This is a genomic window from Cupriavidus mimosae (genome assembly GCF_023952485.1).
GTDB classification, from domain to species: Bacteria; Pseudomonadota; Gammaproteobacteria; order Burkholderiales; family Burkholderiaceae; genus Cupriavidus; species Cupriavidus taiwanensis_C.
Map to the genome: position 1 here is coordinate 38613 of NZ_JALHRY010000021.1, position 19412 is coordinate 58024.

General features: G+C 65.0%; 18 protein-coding genes. 7 read left to right on the top strand and 11 right to left on the bottom strand.

Annotated elements, in window-relative coordinates; genetic code table 11:
* Nucleotides 1-2 precede the first annotated feature (2 nt).
* Genes MKD50_RS27380 through MKD50_RS27400 form a run of 5 tightly spaced genes read right to left on the bottom strand, consistent with a single transcriptional unit; the run spans nt 3 to nt 5200 of the window.
* Nucleotides 3-347, bottom strand: coding sequence for a hypothetical protein (locus MKD50_RS27380; protein WP_252669519.1), 345 nt, complete (start codon nt 345-347; stop codon nt 3-5).
* Complete coding sequence (locus tag MKD50_RS27385) at nt 320-2119, bottom strand: GNAT family N-acetyltransferase (protein ID WP_252669521.1); 1800 nt, start codon at nt 2117-2119, stop codon at nt 320-322. The genes MKD50_RS27380 and MKD50_RS27385 overlap by 28 nt, the downstream gene beginning before the upstream one ends.
* A complete protein-coding gene (locus tag MKD50_RS27390; RefSeq protein ID WP_252669522.1) occupies nt 2116-3363 on the bottom strand; it encodes a hypothetical protein in 1248 nt (415 codons plus the stop codon). The genes MKD50_RS27385 and MKD50_RS27390 overlap by 4 nt, the downstream gene beginning before the upstream one ends.
* 2 nt (nt 3364-3365) lie before the next feature.
* On the bottom strand, nt 3366-4250 hold the full coding sequence (locus tag MKD50_RS27395; protein ID WP_252669523.1) for a HesA/MoeB/ThiF family protein: 885 nt from the start codon (nt 4248-4250) through the stop codon (nt 3366-3368).
* Nucleotides 4247-5200: a hypothetical protein gene (locus MKD50_RS27400; protein ID WP_252669524.1), complete on the bottom strand. Its 954-nt coding sequence runs from the start codon at nt 5198-5200 to the stop codon at nt 4247-4249. The genes MKD50_RS27395 and MKD50_RS27400 overlap by 4 nt, the downstream gene beginning before the upstream one ends.
* A 164-nt stretch (nt 5201-5364) precedes the next feature.
* Between MKD50_RS27400 and MKD50_RS27405 the strand changes: the two genes are divergently transcribed.
* The gene (locus MKD50_RS27405) at nt 5365-5784 is read left to right on the top strand and encodes a hypothetical protein (protein ID WP_252669525.1); all 420 of its coding nucleotides are present in this window, start codon (nt 5365-5367) and stop codon (nt 5782-5784) included.
* On the opposite strand, the gene MKD50_RS27410 is transcribed toward MKD50_RS27405, so the two are convergent.
* From MKD50_RS27410 to MKD50_RS27425, 4 genes are all read right to left on the bottom strand, one after another.
* A complete protein-coding gene (locus tag MKD50_RS27410; RefSeq protein WP_252669526.1) occupies nt 5781-6833 on the bottom strand; it encodes a glycosyltransferase family 4 protein in 1053 nt (350 codons plus the stop codon). The two genes, MKD50_RS27405 and MKD50_RS27410, sit on opposite strands and share 4 nt — an antisense overlap.
* 221 nt (nt 6834-7054) lie before the next feature.
* Nucleotides 7055-7822 carry an enoyl-CoA hydratase/isomerase family protein gene (locus tag MKD50_RS27415; RefSeq protein ID WP_252669527.1) on the bottom strand — a complete coding sequence of 256 codons (768 nt, stop codon included), beginning with the start codon at nt 7820-7822 and terminating at the stop codon, nt 7055-7057.
* A gap of 23 nt (nt 7823-7845) precedes the next feature.
* Entirely contained in the window at nt 7846-9054 is a 1209-nt protein-coding gene (locus tag MKD50_RS27420) for a CaiB/BaiF CoA transferase family protein (RefSeq protein ID WP_252669528.1), read from the bottom strand.
* A gap of 17 nt (nt 9055-9071) precedes the next feature.
* Nucleotides 9072-10046, bottom strand: a complete 975-nt coding sequence (locus MKD50_RS27425) for a Bug family tripartite tricarboxylate transporter substrate binding protein (RefSeq protein ID WP_240074552.1) — start codon at nt 10044-10046, stop codon at nt 9072-9074.
* 113 nt (nt 10047-10159) lie between these two features.
* Here MKD50_RS27425 and MKD50_RS27430 point away from each other — a divergent pair, with 113 nt between their 5' ends.
* Both MKD50_RS27430 and MKD50_RS27435 read left to right on the top strand, forming a co-directional pair.
* Nucleotides 10160-11137, top strand: coding sequence for a LysR family transcriptional regulator (locus MKD50_RS27430; RefSeq protein ID WP_252669530.1), 978 nt, complete (start codon nt 10160-10162; stop codon nt 11135-11137).
* 617 nt (nt 11138-11754) lie between these two features.
* On the top strand, nt 11755-12354 hold the full coding sequence (locus tag MKD50_RS27435; protein ID WP_115703114.1) for a 2-hydroxychromene-2-carboxylate isomerase: 600 nt from the start codon (nt 11755-11757) through the stop codon (nt 12352-12354).
* A gap of 235 nt (nt 12355-12589) precedes the next feature.
* Here the strand turns inward: MKD50_RS27435 and MKD50_RS27440 are convergent, their stop codons facing one another.
* Together MKD50_RS27440 and MKD50_RS27445 are read right to left on the bottom strand one after the other, a co-directional pair.
* Nucleotides 12590-13828, bottom strand: coding sequence for a CaiB/BaiF CoA transferase family protein (locus MKD50_RS27440; RefSeq protein ID WP_115703112.1), 1239 nt, complete (start codon nt 13826-13828; stop codon nt 12590-12592).
* A gap of 100 nt (nt 13829-13928) precedes the next feature.
* Nucleotides 13929-14879, bottom strand: a complete 951-nt coding sequence (locus MKD50_RS27445) for a LysR substrate-binding domain-containing protein (protein ID WP_252669532.1) — start codon at nt 14877-14879, stop codon at nt 13929-13931.
* Nucleotides 14880-15014: 135 nt separating this feature from the next.
* On the opposite strand from MKD50_RS27445, the gene MKD50_RS27450 reads away from it, so the two are divergent.
* The 4 genes from MKD50_RS27450 (at nt 15015) to MKD50_RS27465 (ending at nt 19406) form a co-directional block, all read left to right on the top strand.
* On the top strand, nt 15015-15716 hold the full coding sequence (locus MKD50_RS27450) for a glutathione S-transferase N-terminal domain-containing protein (RefSeq protein ID WP_252669534.1): 702 nt from the start codon (nt 15015-15017) through the stop codon (nt 15714-15716).
* A 10-nt stretch (nt 15717-15726) separates the two neighbouring features.
* The gene (locus MKD50_RS27455) at nt 15727-17013 is read left to right on the top strand and encodes a CaiB/BaiF CoA transferase family protein (RefSeq protein ID WP_252669536.1); all 1287 of its coding nucleotides are present in this window, start codon (nt 15727-15729) and stop codon (nt 17011-17013) included.
* A 17-nt stretch (nt 17014-17030) separates the two neighbouring features.
* On the top strand, nt 17031-18371 hold the full coding sequence (gene gorA / locus MKD50_RS27460) for a glutathione-disulfide reductase (RefSeq protein WP_252669538.1): 1341 nt from the start codon (nt 17031-17033) through the stop codon (nt 18369-18371).
* Nucleotides 18372-18440: 69 nt separating this feature from the next.
* Nucleotides 18441-19406 carry a tripartite tricarboxylate transporter substrate-binding protein gene (locus tag MKD50_RS27465; protein WP_252669540.1) on the top strand — a complete coding sequence of 322 codons (966 nt, stop codon included), beginning with the start codon at nt 18441-18443 and terminating at the stop codon, nt 19404-19406.
* Nucleotides 19407-19412: the final 6 nt, after the last annotated feature.

A 19412-nucleotide genomic window follows, 5' to 3' on the forward strand; every position in this document is an offset into this window, starting at 1 on the left:
CGTCAGTCATCCAGTAGCAGTTCGTGCGCGGGCAGCCGCGCGCTCTGCGCCACGCCCGGCGGCGCGGGCCCGAAGCGCATCACGTTGACCAGCCGGTTGCCGCGCGGCAATCGCTGGCTTTCCGCCAGCACCGCCGCATGGCCGGGCGAATCCGCCAACGCCGACATCGGCACGCCGGCCAGGCCGTGCGCGGTCATGGCCAGCCAGAACCGGTACCAGTGCCGGCCGATGTCGAAGTTCGAGACCTCGGGGCCGGCATGGATCAGCACGATCCCGGCCGCGCTGCGTATCTTGGCGCTCTCGGCGGCCAGCATGCCGGTCAGCGAAAGCGCGGACAGCCATCGCACCACGCCGGGCCGCAGCACAATCGACGCGCCCCAGGCCTCCCAGCGCGACAACGCCATGCACGGTGCCGACAGCCCATCGCGCGGCCACTGCGGATGGTCCGGCGACAAGCGCAGCCAGCGGTAGAGCTCTGCGGCGAAGCCCGGCATCTCGAATGCCGCCGCCGCGGCCTCGTCGTACCATCGCGCGATCTCGGCGCTGCTGTGCTCCCTGGCGGGCATGACGTGGACGGCGTGCGCGGCAACGCATTGCGCCAGCGCGATGCGCTGCGACGAACTCGCGCCACGGAATTTGCCCCGATAGGCACGGCGCTGGTCGACCTGCACGGCGAGCGCGTCGGCCTGCGCTCCGGTCGCCATGGTCGCAGAGGCCGCGATGCGCAAGGCAGGTGACGTGCAAGGATAGGACAGGGCGCGCACCTCGGGCCGCGCCAATCCCACACCGATGGCCGACAGCGCCAGCGCCATGCCTTCCCACGCCATCCCCAGCGCGATCTGGTTGTCGCGTCCGGTGGGATCGCCCACCGCCAGCCAGCGGGCGGGATCCTCCAGCAGTTCCACCCGGTCGCCCGCAAAGCGCCAGCGTGCAGGCTGGATATTGTGCGCGCTGGGCGCGCGGCCGGCCTGTGCCGCCAGGATGAGTTGCTGGGCGCGGGTAAGCATGTCGCTAGATCGCCTTCCTGAACAGGTTCAGCCGATGCAGCGGGCTGGCCGATCTTTTCCATCTGCCGGAGGCTGGCGCCGTTCGCGTCCGAGATCCAGCTGATCCCCAGATGCGTGTAGCCGGCCCCGCGCATCGCGGCCAGCAGGTGATGCAGCATCATGCCATTGACGCCAAGCCCGTGGAAATCCCGCCGCACCGAGAAAAAGATGATGGCCGCGCGCTTGCGGCCGGCGCGGAAGCGGAGCAGGTGCCACAGCGTCGCCAGCTTCAGCCGGAAGCCGGTGGCGCGCAGGAACGGGTTCAGGTCCGGCACGCACAACAGCACCCCGACCGGCTCGCCGTTGCAACTGGCGAGATACGACAGCCGCTGGTCGATGATCCACATCATGCCGGCGCAGGGATACAGGAATTCCTCTTCGGTCAGCGGCACAAACATCGGGTTGTCGGCAAAGCCGTCGTTCAGCACCGCGCAGGCCTGGCGCAGGCGTTGCTCGAAGCCGCGCCGGCGGATCGGCGTGAACTGCCAGGCCGGGTCGCTTAGCAGCGCGCGCTGCTTGTCACCGATCAGTAGCCCCGGATCGCAGCCGCGCACGTCGAGCTCGAAGGTGCGCATCGGAAAGAACGGCTCGAAGCCGCATGCCGCGAGCAGCCTGGCGATATGCGGCGGCGTGTATTCCTGGTAGGTGTAGGGCGCATGCTCGAAGCCATCGGTGACGATGCCGATCATCTGCGTGATGGTCAGGTTGAAGTTGCCGGCCAGTTCGTCGCAGCCCTGCCGCCTGGCCCAGCCCGCAGCCGCATCCAGCAGCGCCTGCGCTACCGCCACGTCGTCGATGCAGTCGAACAGGCCGAAATAGCCGCGTTGCTGCCCGAAGCGCTGGTTGGCGGCATCGTGGACATGCGCCAGGACCCGGCCCACGATGCGCCCCTCGCGATGCGCGGTGAACCAGGTGCGCCGAGCAAAGTGCCGGAACAGCGGGTTCTTCGCCGCATCCAGCGCGCGTGCCAGGTCTGCCTTCATCGGCGAGACGAAATGTGTCGCGTGGCCATAGCAGGCAAACGGCGCCTCGAAGAACGCATCGAAATCGCCTTCGCGCAGGGTGAGCGTCATGCGGCCTCGCGCTGGCCGAGATGGCGCGCCAGCCGCAGGATCACCGCGGCGCGCAGCTCGCCGATGGCCGCGTTGGCGCCTTGCGGCAGGTTCAGCAGCACCACCTGCGCGGGCTGGCGCGTGACCAGCAGCGCATGCGTCATCTCGTGGCGCGCGAGCAGGTCTGCGAGCTGCTCCGCGGCCTCGATGCGATGGCCGGTTTGGCTTGCGGCCGGATGGTCGGCGCCGATCGCGGCCCATGATCTCGCTTCGCCGATCGACACCGGCTCGCGCCGCCTGCCGGCGATCTCGAACAGCGCGTCCAGCGCATAGCCCCTCAGCTCCGCTTCACCCAGCACCACGTGGTCGGCGGTCTGCGGCAGGCGCTTGAGCGAATGCAGGAAGCCCTCCGGGGTATCGAGCCGGGCGTGCAGCAGCCAGCGCAGGAAGGCACTGCCATCGCCCGCCAGCGACACCGCGCGGATGCGCACGAAGATGGCGGTCAGCAGCACCCACGCCATGGCCACCGGCATGCCGCGCAGGCCGGCCTCGGCAAAGCCCGGGCCGGGGCCGTGCGTGGCCAGCGCCATCACGCCGGCCAGCACCGCCGCGAACACCAGTGCGGCGGCCATGTGCGCCAGCAGCCCGCGCACCACTCGCTGCGATTCCGACAGGTGCAGGAACACATAGACGAACGCCAGCGCCCCCAGCGCGCCAAGGCGCACCGGCACCTGGCCCAGCTCTTCGCGGAAATCGGTGGCGGCAAGCGGCAGCGCCAGCACCACCACCACGACCACGGCGCGCGCCAGGCGCGCCTCGTTGGCCGACAGGTCGGCGTCGCGCAGCCACAGCAGCAACCAGCCATTGCTGGCCGTGACCACGGCAAGGCAACCCAGGAAGGCCAGCAGCAGCCGGGTATTGCCGGCCAGGTCCGTGAACAGGTTGAGGGTGAAGAACAGCGCCGACACGCCCAGCGCCAGCCCCTTCAGCCACAGCGGATGGTGCCGCCGCAACAGCTGCTCGGCGAACAGCGTCATCGCCATCGGCAGCAGCGTGGCCGCGGCGAACACCAGCTGCGCCAGCCACGTGCCGCCGAACAGCCAGGCGAAGCCCCGCACCGCCAGCAGCGCGGTCAGTACGCCGAACAGGAACAGGCCCGTGCCGGCGCCGGCGTCGCGCCGGTTCCACAGGAAATGCAGGTAGAGCCCGCAGCCGGCCGCGCCGAGCCAGGTCACGGCCACATCGCTTGCCAGCGCGTCAATCACGGTCAGCTCCCATCTCGCATCAGCCTCGCCATGTAGCGCCGCACCAGCGCGCGCAAGGCCCATGCCGACAGCGGGTTGCGCGGCCGCTCGATGCGCATGCTCCAGGGATTGAAGAAGTAGCCGCGGCAATCTGCCAGCCGCGGCCGCCCCAGCACCAGCTTGATTGCTTCGAACGCCATCAGGTTGCCGGTGGTGATCACCATCGGCGCGAACGACATGCGCTTGCGCTTGCCGCTCAGCAGGTCCCGGGCGAGGTCCGGCTGGACATGGCGCACCGAGCTGGAGTGGACCATCACGTATTCCAGCTCCTTGCCCAGGCAGGCCTGCCGGAGTTCCGGCGTGAGCGCCTGCCAGTCCATGCCGGGTGTGGCATAGCCCAGCCGCTCCTCCGGCCGGGGATCGTGCGGGCGCACCACCGTGACCGAGGGCAGGGGAGAGGTATAGGCGTCGATCACGGTGGCGCCGTGCTCGCGGGCCTTGCGGTAGAGCGCAAGCCCCGCGGCGATGTCGTCCATGCCGTTGACCACGATCTTGTAGCGGCCCAGCAGGTCATCGAGGTTGTCGGTCCACTCGGCGCCAAAGGTCTCGATGGCAAGCTCCGGGTTGACGCGGCGGATCTGCGCCACCGTGGCCTCCACCTTGTTCACGCCGACCGTATCCAGGCTGGCGAAGACCTGCCGGTTCAGGTTCGACACGTCGAAGGCGTCGAAGTCCGCCAGCGCAAAGCGGCCGATGCCGACGCGAGCCAGCGCCTGCAGGCAGGCCCCGCCCATGCCGCCGACACCGCAGACCAGCACCTGTGCCTGGCGCAGTTGCTGCTGCTCCGCCTCCGTGACGAAACCGAGATTGCGGGTGGTGAACTCGTCGTATGAGAACGGCACCGTCATGGGCGCTTCCTTGCGCGCAGGTCGCCCATCGGCTCGCGCGGGTTCAGCCAGTGGAACAGCGGCAGGACGAGGTGGCCCACCGCGAGAAACGCCACCTGGTACAGGATGGCTGGGAGGGAGTCGCGCGGCACCTCGCGCAGCAGGTACTTGCGCGCGCTGGCCAGGTCCAGGCAGGCAATCTGCAGGAAGTCGTCGCCGCGCTGGTAATCGAGTTCGCGCCGGCACAGTTCGTTGGCGCGCGCGTCGCGATGCTTAGGCGCTGCGTCGAAGGTCTTCTTCAGGTTGTCCGAGCCGCCGGTATAGGCATCGGTGATAACGAAGCGGGCCTCGTCGAAGCCCGCGGCCCGGTCGACGCCGAACACATGGCGGTGCGAGCGCATGATCTCGCGCGCCACGCTCAGGTGCTCGAAACTGCGGCGCGACGGCGCAAAGGGATTGGGGTAGGCGGAGACGAAGACCTCGGCCACCTTGCCGATGATCGAAGGCACCTGGGTCACGTTGCTGATCCAGACCGGGCGCAGGCCGCGGCGGAAAAACAGCAGGATGCAGGTGAGCCCGTACAGCACCCAGGACAGCCCCTGCGTGCGATACCCCGGATCGACCATCACCAGCCCGAGGTGGATCGCCTCCACCGGTCGGCCGCGCAGCTCGACAGGCATCACCGAGAGCGCATTGAACGCGATGGCGCGGCCGCTGGCGCGGTCATACAGCAGGGTGATCACGGCCCGCCGCAGCCGTTCCGGATCCCCCGAGAGCACGCCGTAATCCAGGTCCTTGCCAATGCCACGCCGCACGATGCCGCGCATCTCGGCCAGCATGGCGTCGAGCCGGGCGGGCTCCATCCACATGCCGGGCCGCTCGACCACCCGGATCCGCACCGTGCGGCCGGCGTTCAGGCTCAGGTCGAGGTAGCGCAGCCGTGGTTGGATACGCCCGAGGAGTTTGAGCATGCAGGTTTGGCGCGGTGCCTTGTTCTTGTATGGCCGGACGGCGGAGAGCGTGATGTGGAGGATATAACACCGCGTCGCCGGTGTCACGGCGGGGAGGCGGCGGGGAGGCGGCGGGGAGGCGGCGGGGTCGTCGGCCTGCAAATTCTGCAACGCCGCCCCGCGGCTTGCTTGATACGACTGCAGTGCAGGCCGTCATCGGCGGCGGCGTGCGGCCTTTCATCGTGGAACAAAAGTTGCGTGGTTCTGGCTTCCCGCTGCCGGCGGCCCGCTGCGGAAATCAGGGCCGGCCCGCACGGGGGAACAAGTCCTCAGACCGACCGACGTGTCACGACAAGGAGTTGGCAATGAAACCAGGTTCGAGCGGGAAGACCGCAGGCAAGACCTCAGGCAAGACCTCAGGCAAGACCGCTGGCAAGGCCGGCGCCGACAGGAAGAACCCGGGCGCGCGCATGGACCGCGAGGCCAGCGAGATCAAAAGCCGCAGCGCCGATCCGGGACAAAGCAGCTATGGAGGCTTTCGCAACGAGGATCCGCGCCGGCAGCACCAGGCCGAAAGCGGCAAGCCGAAAAAGCCCGCGCGCTAGCGCCGCAGGAAGCCGGAGATGGCTTCGGCATAGCGGCGCACCACGGTCTGGCGCTGGTGGTCGGCCAGGAACAGGCGCAGGCCTGGCTCGCTGCGGCGCGTCTCGCCGGCGCAAACGGTCAGCATCGTTTCGCATAGCGAGTCAACGCCAGGTTCCACCACCCAGCCGAAGCCGTCGACGGCCTCGGGCAGCCCGCCGCGACGCGTGACGATGACCTCGCAGCCGGCTGCCAGGCCTTCGAGGGCGACGATGCCGAAGGGCTCGAAGCCGGTCGACGGCACCACCAGGCAGGCATGCTGCGCCAGCATCGCCGCCACCGCCCCGGGTCGCTTCGCGCCGGCAAAGGTCACGGCCTCGGCACACTCCAGTGTGGCCGCCAGGCCCACCAGCACCGCGTACTGCGGCCCGTCGCCGATCACCGTCAGGCGGGCCTCGGGGCGCATGGCGCGCAACCTGGCGAAGCTGCGCAGCAACAGGTCGACCCCTTTCTCCGTCACCAGCCGCCCGACAAAGGCGAAGCTGCCCGCCGGGCGCGGCGCGGCAGCGGCCTTGAACACGTCGTCGCGATAGCCGTTGTGAATCACCAGAGGCTGGCCTGGCAGCCATCCGGCCAGGTACCGGCTGACGCAAATGTTGTGGTAGAAGCGCGACATCCAGCGCTTGACGTTGCCCGCGGTGAATCGCCGCGTCTCGCCATAGTGGCTGTACGGGCCATGATGTGTCAGTACGATGCGGCGCCGCAGCAAGGTGGCCAGCAGCACGTCGTAGAAGGTCAGGCCGACGAACACCACCAGCGGGTGCCGCAGCATGGCGCGCGCCAGCTCCACCATGCCCACCACGCGCGTGACCGGATAGGGAAACGCCGGGGCGTCGCCCGCGTCCGCCGGCGTACGCGTCGCCAGCTCGATCCGATAGCCCAGCTCGGTCAGCCCCAGCGCCAGGTCTTCGGCAAAGCGCTCCATGCCGCCCACCGAGGGATGGAACGGGGCGCTGAATATCAGGAGATCGGGCAGCGGCGGCGCGATGTCCGGGGGCTCGGGCTGGCTCATCCTCGTTGCGCTCCATGGCTTGCACAGCACAGGCCCCCGCTGAGGGGACGGCGATGTTTAAGCATGCCGGTAGCCGGTGCGGCGTTCTGTGCGCTGGCGCACGGAGGGCGGTCAGGCGCGGGGAGGCGTCCGGCATCAACGCTGTACCAGGTCAAAGACGGCCGCCGGACCGCGGTCACGACGATAGCGGCGACAAGGGTAGGGCGGTTAAGCCGGCAAGGTCAGCGCCAGTTTGCGGTTCGCTTTTCCACGAACGCGGCGATACCTTCGCGCGCATCATCGGTGGCCGCGACGCGGCAAAACGTATCGACCGCGTAGGAAACGCCACGACGGTAGTCGCTGTCGGCGGCGCGGTGGAATGCTGCTCTACCAATGCGCATCGCGGATGCGGACTTGGCCGCCAGCATTGCGGCGAGTGACCGTGCTTCCTGGAGTACCCGGTCCGGGGGGACGACGCGATTGACCAGATGCAAGGCTTGCGCCTCGATCGCGCCGAAGGTGCGCCCGCTGAAGAGCAGATCAAATGCCACATGACGGCCGACGATGCGCGGCAAATGGGTGAAGTGGATGGCCGGCAGCATGCCGACGTCGATTTCGGGGTAGCCGAAGCTGGCATCGTTGGCGGACACGATCAGATCGCACGATATCGCGAGCGTCATGCCGCCACCGCGCGCAGCGCCGGTGACCGCGGCGATGGACGGCTTGCCCAGGCGATACTGCGCTTCCGACAGCTGGACATACAGCTTGTCCAGGAGCATGTGAACAGTATCTGCCGACGCGCCCTGCAGCGCGGCAATATCAAGCCCAGCGCAAAATCGCCCGGGTACGGCGCTGGCAATGATCACGGCTCGCACCGCCTCATCAGAGGCGGCGCGGTCCAACGCCCGGATCAGCGCGTCGACCATCGGAACCGTGAGGGCATTGACGGGAGCATGGTTGAGAAGGATTTCGGCGACGTGGTCGCGCACGCTATAGGTGACCAGGGACATATTCTGTTCAGTCTTGGGTTGATCTAGGCGGTTTTGGTCGCCCCGCAAGCGGCTACGGTGCCGGCACGGTGCATGGCCTCAATCTGCTCTGGCGTAAAGCCCGCTTCGTGCAGGATCTCGTCAGTGTGCTCGCCGAGCAGCGGCGCGGGACGACTTGCCTGCCGAGCTTGGCGGCGGAAGCGAACTGGCAGCCCGATGTTCGATACGGTACCCAGCACGGGGTGTTCGGTCTTGACGATCAGTTGCCGTGCCTGCACCTGCGGGTGTTCCAGGGCCTGGTCCAAGGTCTGGATCGGCGAGCACGGGACACCGATCTTCTTGAGTTCTTCGAGCCACCAGGACAGCGGCCGGGTCAGCAGGCGCGACTGCACCAATGTCACCGTCCGGGAGAAGTTCTGTACCCGCGCGGCATTGGTGGCAAAGTCCGGATGATCGACCCAGTCGTCGAGGCCCGCCACCGCGCAGAAGCGCTTCCATTGCGCGTCATTGCCAACGCCGAGCATCAGCAGCCCGTCAGCCGTGTCGAAGGCCTGGTACGGGGACATCGACGGATGCGCGGTGCCCATCCGCTGCGGTGCCTTGCCGCTGCGCCAGTAGTTCTGGGCCATGTACCCCATGAAGCCAAGGGCGGTCTCCATGAGCGCCACCTCCAGGTACGTACCCTTATCCGTCATATGGCGTTCGAGCAGCGCCGCCAGGATGCCACTGAGGGCGTGCATGCCGGTGCCGATGTCGACGGGCGAGAAGCTGGCCCGTGCCACCTTCCCGCCGGGTTCGCCTATGGTGCTGATCATCCCGCTGAACGCTTGCAGCATCACGTCATATCCAGGCTCGTTACCCAGCGGGCCATCGCGCCCATAGCCGGAGATCTCGCAGTAGATCAAGCGGGGATTCACGGCGTTCAAGGTAGCGTAGTCAACGCCGAGTTTCCTGGCGGTACCACCGCCGAAGCCCTGCAGTACAACGTCAGCGTTGGCAGCCAGTTGCTGCGCGACACGTTGGCCAGCCTCGGTCTTGAGATCCAGCGCGATGCTGCGCTTGTTGTGGTTGACGGCCAGGAACACCGCGGACTGGCCCGCATCCTGGGGAAGCCAGCCGCGCGTGTCGTCGCCCGCACCCGGCGGTTCGACCTTGATGACATCAGCGCCGAGTTCGCCCAGATACTGGCCGCACAGGGGACCGGCCAGGACCTTGCTCAGGTCCAGGACCCGAATGCCTTTCAATGGTTGCATGGCGTGAGCTTTCCTGATTATTCCGGCTGAAGTCCGAGGCCGCGCGCAATGTCCTTCCAGCGCTCAGCGTCCGTCCTGACAAAGCTGTCGAGCTGCTCGGGACGTGTCGGCATTGGCACGGCACCACGATTGCGCAGCGCTGACACGTATTCAGGGTCGTTGACTGCCTTGGCCGAAGCCGCTCGCAAGCGCTCGACAATCGCCTTGGGCGTTTGCGCAGAGGCTTGCAGGGAGAACCAGAATTTCAGATCCGCGCCTGGATATCCGGCCTCCCTGAGCGTCGGCACATCCGGCAGCAGCGGCGAGCGCTGCGAGGACGTAATCGCAAGCGGCCTCAGTTTGCCGCCCTGGATCTGGCCAATGCACGTCGTGAACGAGTCGAACACAAAATCGACTTGCCCGGCCATTACATCCGCGAGGGCCGGCGAACTGCCCTTGTACGGCACTGCTACCGCCTTGAAATCAGCTTTTTTCAGCAGCAGGGCGCCGTAAATGTGAGGCGAGGAGCCTGCCCCAAAGGTCGCGTAGGTCAGGGCATCGGGTTTTGCCTTTCCCAATCGGACCAGGTCAGCAAGGGTCTTTACCTTGAGCTTGTCGGGGTGGGTCACCAGCACGTTCGGCATCGACCCGGTGGTCGCGATGGGCACGAAGTCTCGTCCCGGCTGGAAGCGCACGTGCGGATACATCAGCGGGTTCACAGCCTGCATGGCCACGGTGTTATGCAGCAGGGTGTAGCCATCGTTGCCGCTATCGAGCACATGCTGGGCACCAATATTGCCGCTGGCGCCGGGGCGATTTTCAACCACGACTGGCTGTCCCAATTCCTTCGACAGGGCCGTCGCCAGCAATCGGGCAATAAAGTCGGTAGGCCCGCCGGCAGCAAATGGAACAACGATCCGGACCGGCCTGGTCGGCCAGTCTGCGGCGAGGAGGGGGCGTGTCAGGACAGAGGCCGCGGCCCCCAGCAGCAGTGTGCGTCGTGTCGGATTCATCATCGTCTCCTGTGGTCTTGGCCGTAGCATGACGGCCTGATAGCTATAAGTCCAAGACAGGTTAGCGATATCCGATATAAGATTTCAATATGGCAATTCCTCTGAGGCGTTTCATGGCGCTCGAAATTCGTACCCTGCGGGGCTTCGTCGCGGTCTGCACGGCCGGGTCCATTTCCCGGGCCGCCGAGCGCCTGCATATTGCGCAACCTGCGCTAAGCCTTCAGATGAAGAGCCTGGAGGAGGAGTTCGGCGCGGCCTTGTTCGAGCGAACGCCGCGCGGCGTGGTCGCTACGGCGGCGGGGGAAATGCTGCTCGCCCATGCGAATGACATTCTGCGGCGCGTGGAGGCAGCGTACGAGGACATCCGGACCGCCATCAAGCAACCGCAGGGCAGGGTGGCAGTCGGCTTGCCACAGTCGCTGGCAAAGCTGCTGACCGTGCCGCTGGTGAAGGAAGTCTGCGCAGAATGGCCAGGGATTGACCTGCAAATCATCGAACAGAGCACGGGTTATATCCCGCAAGGGCTGCTGACCGGACACCTGGATATCGGCATGACCTTCGGCGGCACACCCGACCCGGGACTGCGCGCCGAGCGCGTGCTCGAGGAGCGCCTGTTGCTTGTCGGAGCGCCAGGCGAGCTCTCGGCGCACGGTCGGAACGGAATCGATTCTGCCGTCAGCGTGCCGTTCTCCCGATTGGTGGATTACCCATTGATTCTCCCGGCCGGGCTGCACGGGTTGCGCAGCCTGATAGACCGGTTCAGCGCGTCCCGGGACACCGAACTTCACGTCATTGCGGAAGTGAATGCCATCCCGGAACTCATTGCGCTTGCCGCGGCGGGCGCCGGCTGCACGATCCTGTCGCACGCGTCGGTGCAGGAAGAATGGCAAGGCGGCCTCATCTCCTGTGCACGGATCGCCGAGGAAGAATTTACGCGACAGGTCTACCTTTGCCGCGCCGCGATCCTGCCCGCTTCGTTGGCCGTGACGACGGTATGGCAACGTCTGCTCGCGATTACCGGGCGACTGGTGGCGGGCGGGCAGTGGCCTGTTCGCTGCTTCCATGCCGGAGGGCTGGGCGTGGGGCTTTAGCGATGGCGATGACGCGGCCGGCGTCCAGCCGGGGTTCGACGGCAAATCGCCGGACACCCTGTCCCACCTTGCAGCAGCGATGGCGGACCGCCCATACGACGCAGCGCAAGGCGCGCTGCCCGGCAGCGTCGACGGCAGCAGCACATGTTTCCAGCGTGGCGGCATCCGGAAACATCATTAGTTCGGCGCCGCTGCCGAGCAACACCGCTATATCGAAGGCCGATCGAGTCACCATGGCCTGTCCGAGCAGACAACCCAGCCGGCGCTCGACCTCGGGCGTGATGTCATGGCCGGCGTTGCGGGTCTCCCGCTGTATCTTCCGTACGGTCGCCCGGATGCAGTGCAGCATGTCGGTTGTGGTTGGACCGCCGGATGACACGGCCATCCTCGGCCGAGCCGGGGGCTGGTCGGACGAACGAAGTCGCGGTGGCTTGCCGCGCGGGTGGGTATGCATGAGTTGCTCACAGGCCGTTAGTCGTCTCACCTGCATGTCAGGATGCCCGCTCCCGGCAGCGACTCGCCAATAGTTTTCCGATATACCCGAATCGCCAATCCGTATTAGCCAGCCAATTGCCGCTTCCATAGACTGAACCTGTTTCAAATCAACAGGAGTCGAAATGGCCAAGAAGCAGGTTGACCTGTATTGGGATGTCGGAAGCACGAACACCTATTTCGCGATCAAGCTGATCAAGCCCATCCTTGAGCGTCACCATGCAGAGCTGGTGCTGCATCCCTACAACCTGGGCTATGTCTTCCGAAACAACGAGTATGAACTGATGAAGGAGCCCAAGTCGAAGCTCCGTTACCGCAAGCGCGACCTGATGCGCTGGGCCGAAAAATACAAGCTGCCGTTTCAGATTCCCAGGCAGTTTCCGATCAAGTCGAGCCGGGTGCTGCGCGGCTCGCTGGCGATGCGACGCAAGGGGCTGGAGCTGGAGTTCGTAGAGCGGGTCATGGAGGCGTACTGGGAGCGGGGCGATGCCGGCATCGTCGAGTACGCAGGGGTGCGATCCATCGTGGAGTCCCTCGGTGTGGACTTCGCCTGGTTCGAGGACACGGCATCCAGCGATGAAATCGGCGCCGAGCTTGCGCAAAGCACCGACGCCGCCGTCGAACGCGGCGTGTTTGGCGTGCCCATGATGTATGTGGGAGACGAAATGTTCTGGGGCAAGGATCGCCTCGACTTCATGGAAGAAGAACTGGCGCGCGCCGCGTAGGACCTGCCGCACGGTGGACGCCCGGCGCGACGGCTCCGAGCGCTGCCATGCGAAGACGACTGGCGGCACTGCCCCTAAGCGCGACGTGGCGAACGCCACGTCGCTTTTTCTTGCCTTGTGCCTGACCATCAGGGCGCGCCGGTCCGCAGGCAGCGCCTGTAGAGCGAAGGCTTTACTTCTGGCATGAGGACACCGCGCCGCCGGGCAGACGGGGCGTTTGCCGCCCCGCTACAGCTCAAATGATCCGGCGTTCCCGTAGTCGTTGGAGCTCGACGCTATCGACGCCGGCCATTTCTCGCAGCACCGCCTCGGTATGTTCGCCAGGTATCGGCGCGGCCGTGTCATAGCCGACATCGGCATGGCCGAAGCGCAATGGAAAAGCGGGGGCCTTGACGTTCATTGCGGCCTCCGCCAGGGGGTTCCAGAGCGAGACTGTCATGTTCCGCGCGATCGTCTGTTCGCAAGCGAGCACATCATCGATGGTTCGCACCGCGCTGCAAGGGATCTTCGCGGCGTGCAACCGTTGCTCGATTTCCGACGTGGCCAGCGTTGCGGTCCACGTCGATACCAATTCATCGACGGTTGCATTGTTGGAGAGCCGCCAGGCAACGGACATGACATCCGGGTCATCCTTGAGGTCCGAGCGGCCCATCAAATCCAGCAGCGTGCTCCAGTCGTCGTTGCTGGCAGTGCCGAGCGTGACCCAGCCGTCCGCGCTCTTGTAGGCATTGAAGGGTGAGAAGCGCATGATGCGATTGCCCTGCTGGAAGGCAAGGCCGAGTTCGCGATAGCAATCCAGCGGCTCGTCGAGAATCAATGACAGCAGGCAGTCCGCCATGGAAACGTCAACGGACTGTCCGTGGCCGGTGCGCTGACGGTAGTTCAACGCCGCCACGACTCCGAACGCCGCAAATACCCCCGCGATAGCATCAGAGAGTGGAGAGCCCGCTTTGGTCGGCCCCGCTTCGGCATGTCCGGTGATGCTCATCAGGCCGACGGCTGCCTGCACCATCAGATCATAGGCCTTCAGGTTCCGCGCGGGCCCCGTCGAGCCGTAGCCAGTGAGGGAGCAATAGACGAGGCCCGGATTGATTTCGCGTAGCACGTCATAGCCAATGCCGAGGCGATCGGCGACGCCGGCACTGAAGTTCTCCACGACCACGTCGGCGTTCCTCGCCATGCGCATGAAGAGTTCTTTGCCTTCGGTGCTCTTCAGATTGAGGGTGGTGGACTTCTTGGCACGGGCGCGTTTGAGATATGCAATCCCCATATCATGGGGCGAGCGCTTTTCGAACGAGACGCCGTGCGGGCCCGCAAAAGGGGGCGAGAACGCTGTCGGGTCACCGACGCCCGGGGCGTCGATCTTGATGACTTCCGCTCCAAGCCCTGCCAGGAACAAGGTGCATTGCGGGCCGGAGAAGAACCGGGTGAGGTCGAGAATCTTGATGCCGTCGAGAATCCGCTTATTTGTCATGGGGTGCCGTTTGCCTGTTGAGACGCATGAGCAGTCTAGACAGGCAAGCGCGGCGCCGGCCAATAGGACTTTGCGGTGGCGGTATTGCGATTCCGTATGACTAGCCGATCCGCGCGGCGCCCGGCCATGCGCCTTCGTCGACCAGCGCCAGCGCCGTTTCGCAAATCAACTCCATGATCCGCGTCGCCGCAGAACTCAGCGGCATGATGTCGAACGTGCAGAGCGACAGTCGTCGTTGCAGTGCTGCACCCGCGATGCGCTGGACGGTGAAGCCAGCCGTGCCGCCCGGAAGAGAGGGCGACAGGATGGTCGAGCCGACGCCGCTGGCAACGACCGCGCGGATGGTTGCGAGGGAGTCGAGTTCCGCAAGCACGACCGGTCGCTCTCCCGCGGCTTCAAATGCCGCGTCGATAATCTGCCGCGTAATGTTGGATTTCCCGGGCAGGATCAGTGGGCGCTTCGCCGCATCCTCGATGCTGACTTCTTCAGGCGAGGCGCCGCCCGAGGCTTCGCATGACATCAGGAGCAAGCGCTCGGTCAGCAGCGGGCGCACCTCCAGATGGGCGCCGATCCTGCTTTCGCGAACCGCGCCGGATCCATCCACGCGTTCAAACAGGAGGCTCATCTCGATACGGCCGTTCACGACGAGTTCTTGAAGATGACCACTGAGGCTCTCGGTAATCTGAAGCTGAATATCCGGATACTGCCTGGCTGCTGCCGCCAGCAGCCTCGGCGCAAGAATCGTCGCCGCACTGGTTGGCAGGCCGACTGAAACGGTTCCCTGAGGATGTTCGCCGGCATGCCGGACGTCGTTCTTCATCAGGTCCGCCTGCCGCAGCATCGCACGCGCATGCCGATAGAAAACCTCGCCCGCCTCGGTCGCCACAACGCCGCGGGCGCTCCTGGACAACAGCTTTACCTTCAGTTCGTCTTCCAGCTTGGCGATTTGCTGGCTGAGCGCCGGCTGCGCGGTGTAGAGATCCGCGGCCGCACGCGAGACGCTCCCAAGCTCAACGATGCGTACGAAGTACTTCAGTTGTCGAAATTCCATGGCTCATTGTATGGGGCGAAGGCTGGCGACGGATAGCCATAAGTTTTTGACATGCCCCAAGCGGGACACAGTATTGGCGCAACGATCATCACATTTCTAAGATGGGTTCCACCAGTAACCAGCCACCTTATCGAGATGATCGATCTCTATTTCTGGAGCACCCCGAATGGCTACAAGGTCTCCATCCTCCTTGAAGAGCTGGCGATGCCCTACCGCGTCATCCCGGTACATATCGGCAAGGGCCAGCAATTTGCGCCGGAATTCCTGGCGCTCAGTCCGAACAACAAGATCCCGGCCATTATCGACCATGACGGTCCTGACGGGCAGGCGCTGCCGATGTTCGAATCGGGCGCCATCATGATGTACCTGGCCGAAAAGAGCGGCTACCGGTTCATGCCGCAGGAGACGCGCCGACGCTATCAGGTGATGCAGTGGCTGATGTTCCAGATGGGGGGTGTCGGCCCGATGCTAGGGCAGGCCCACCATTTCCGCAAATACGCGCCAGAACAGATTGCTTACGCGATCGACCGCTATACGAACGAAGCGCGTCGCCTCTACACCGTGATCGAGCGCCGACTCGCGGACACCGAATATCTGGCCGGCGAATACTCGATCGCCGATATGGCCACCTTTCCCTGGCTGCGCGCCCACAAATGGCAGGGCCAGGACCTGGCTGACTATCCCAACATCCAGCGCTGGTATTCCGCCGTGCGCGAGCGCCCGGCGGTGCAACGCGGTCTCGCCGTGCTGGCGGAGAAGGTCGACAAGACCGGCGCGAAGCCGAGCGGGGAACGGTGGGACAACCTGTTCGGCAAGAGCCAGTTCGCCGCGCGATAGGAGACAGAACATGTTGCAAACCAGGTACCCAATGTTGACCGGCTATCGCGTGCTGGACATTACCCAGATCGTGGCCGGCCCGACCTGCACCCGCATCCTTGCCGAAATGGGCGCCGAGGTGGTCAAGCTCGAACTCGCGCCGTCTGGCGACCGCACCCGGATCGGCGGGCTGCGCAGTCAGAAACCCGAGTACAAGCGCTGCTCCCAGAGCACCTACTTCGTTCAGCACAACCATTCGAAGAAAAGTCTTGCACTCAATCTGAAGCACGACAAGGCCCGCGCGCTTATTCTCAAGATGATTCCGCAGTTCGACGTGCTGGTCGAGAACTTCTCGCCGGGCGTCATAGACCGCTTCGGCCTTGGCTATGACGTGCTGAAGAAGCTCAATCCGCGGCTTGTGATGTGTTCCATTTCTTTGGCCGGGCAAAAGGGCCCGCTGGCCAGTAAACCAGGCTACGACTACGTCGCGCAGGCTTATGCCGGGGTGACAGATCTCATCGGCGAGCCGGACGGCAATCCGGCGCTGATCACGATGGCGATTGGCGATGCGTCAACCGGTGTGGCAGCCGCCATGGCGGTAGGCTTCGCGCTGCTGCATCGCGAGCGAACAGGAGAGGGGCAGTACATCGAGACATCGCTGCTGGATACCTACTTCAACATGCATGAGGTGTCCGTTCCACGCGTCGGTCTGCGCAAAGGCTATGAACCCCGGCGCACAGGTTCTCAGCATCCTGACGGCGGACCAACCGGCATCTTTCGTTGCGGTGACGGCACCTATCTCACATTGGCCACGCTGCCGCACCAATGGGAGCAATTCGCCACGGCTCTGGGGCGAGCGGACCTGCTGACCGATCCGCGCTTTGCCACCGCCGCGCTGCGCCGCGACAACAACGCGCCACTCAAGGAACTCCTGGAAGCGTGGCTGTCCGGCTTTCCATCCCGTGACGACGCAATTGCAGCTCTGGAGCAACAGCGAATTCCGTGTGCGCCGGTACTCACCCTGCGCGAGGCGATAAACCATCCGCACCTCCAGGAGCGCGGCGTGGTCCGCACGGTCTCGGATCCCTACGTTGGCGAGTTCCAGATCCCAGGGCCGCCGGCGAGGTTTTCGGCCTGGCAATACGCGTCCGCCCTGAAAGCGGATCTGCTTGGCGAACACAACGAGCAGGTTCTGAAAGACATCGTCGGGCTGAGCGAAGCGGAGATCGATGCCTTGTATGCCGAAGGCGTACTGGTGCGCGACCGGTTGCTGGAACCAGCTGGCGAGGCGGCCGAAGAGGCAGCTATCGCACGGTGATCGGGCGGGGAAGACGCATGGAACATTTCGACTTGTTTGTCATAGGCGCCGGATCCGGGGGCGTACGCGCCGCCCGCGCCGCCGCGGCCCTCGGTGCACGCGTAGCGATTGCAGAGGAGTCGCGGGTTGGTGGTACCTGTGTGATTCGAGGCTGTGTGCCGAAGAAGCTCCTCGTCACGGCAAGCCGCTTTCGTTCGGAAGCAGCCGATGCCATTGGCTTCGGATGGGGCGTCGGAGGCATCGACCACAACTGGAGTGCGCTGCGCGACCGCATCGGTGGGGAAGTCGGTCGACTGGAAAGTCTGTACCGCAAGGGTCTGGATGGAAGCCGGGTCACCATTTTTGATGAGCGGGCCGCTGTGGAAGGTACAGGGCGCGTCCGTCTTGCCTCCGGCCAGGCGATATCGGCCGAGCACATCATCGTGGCAACTGGCGCGAGGCCCGCCCCGATGGAGATTCCTGGTGCCGAGCATTGCATCACGTCGGACGATGTCTTTGCGTTACCGCATCTGCCGGCCCGCGTCGTCATCATTGGTGGCGGGTATATCGCGCTCGAGTTTGCCGGGATATTCAAGGGGCTTGGTGCGGACGTAACCGTACTGCACCGGGGACCCTCCGTTCTCAGGGGATTCGATCCGGATATCCAGAGCGGCATTGCCAGTGCCTACCTCGGGCAGGGCATTGATATCCGTCTGAACACGGGAGTCGACCGCATCGAAGCGTTGCCGGTTGGCTATCGGGTAACAGATCGAGCCGGTACCGTTATTGAAGGAGACGTCGTCCTGAACGCGACCGGCCGTCGGCCCAACACGAAGGCCGCAGCAGGCGCGCTGGCACTCACGCCAAGTGGCGCCATCGACGTGGACGAGCGCTATGCAACGTCCGTGGAAGGGGTCTATGCCATCGGCGACGCGATCGGCCGGCTGAACCTCACGCCCGTGGCCATACGCCAGGGGCAGTGGCTCGCCGAGGCGCTGTTCGGCAGGGCCAAGTGTCGGGCCCCGGACTTCGGGCTGACGCCTACCGCCGTGTTCTCGACGCCAGAAATCGCCAGTGTCGGGATGACAGAGCGGGAGGCACGCGCGGCACTTCCCGATATTGCCGTCTATCGAACCGATTTCCGCCCGCTGCGCGCGGCAGTCGCTGGCAGCGCCGAGCGCGTCATGATGAAACTCGTCGTCGACAAGCGAAGCGATTGCGTCCTGGGTATGCACATGGTGGGACGCGATGCCGCGGAAATCATTCAGATGGGCGCCATTGCACTGCAGCGAGGCATCACCAAGCGCGAGTTCGATCGAACCGTTGCCCTGCATCCCAGTGTTGCGGAGGAATTCGTCACCATGCGTAGCCACGATTGAGCATGGCGGGACGGGAACATGGGTAGTCATTGGCGCGAATCAAAAAATCACGATGTAAGGAGACAGGCTATGAAATACGTTGCGGCACTTGCGATCGGATGGCTGGCATGCAGCCCTGCGTTCGGGCAGTCATTCCCCACGCGCCCGTTGACCCTGGTGGTTCCGTTTTCCCCTGGCGGCCCCACCGATGTTGTCGCACGCCATCTGGGTGCGGCGATGGGGCGTTCGCTGGGACAGACTGTCGTCGTGGAGAATCGCGCGAGCACAGGTGGCATCGTCGGATCGGAGGCGGTAATGCGTGCCGACCCCAATGGCTACACCCTCCTGATCCATAACATTGGCATGGCCACATTGCCGGCGTTGAGCAAATCACCGCGGTTCGACCCAATCAGGGACTTCGAGCATATCGGGCTCGTTGCAGACGTTCCCATGACGCTCGTCGCGCGCCCGGACTTCGCACCCAACGGCTTCCACGAGTTGCGCGCTTACATCTCGGCGAACCAGAAGAAGATCAACCTGGCAAACGCCGGAATCGGTACGGCATCGCATCTGTGCGGGCTGATGCTCATGAGTCAGCTTCACGCCGCGATGACAAGCGTTCCCTACAAGGGCGCCGCGCCAGCGATGGTCGATGTTCAGGGTGGGCAGGTCGATCTGCTCTGTGACCAGGTGACGACGACGCTTCAGCCGATCAACACAGGTCGGGTCAAGGCATATGGGAGTACGACACCTTCACGGCTCGCGGCACTGCCCAAGCTGCCGACGCTGCGCGAGCAAGGGCTGGGAGAATTCGAGGTAACGGTATGGCATGGCATCTACGCACCCAAGGGCATTCCACAACCGGTTGCAGCCAGGCTGGTCACTGCTTTGCAGAACGCGGTGACCGATCCTGCGTTCAGGGAAGGGATGCAGAAGCTGGGGGCCGTTCCGGTTGCGAAGGACCGTGCCACGCCGGAAGCGTTGTCCGCCCAGCTGCGTAGCGAGGTGGCACGGTGGAGTCCCGTCATCAGGCAGGCAAACGCATTTATCGACTAGGGTCAA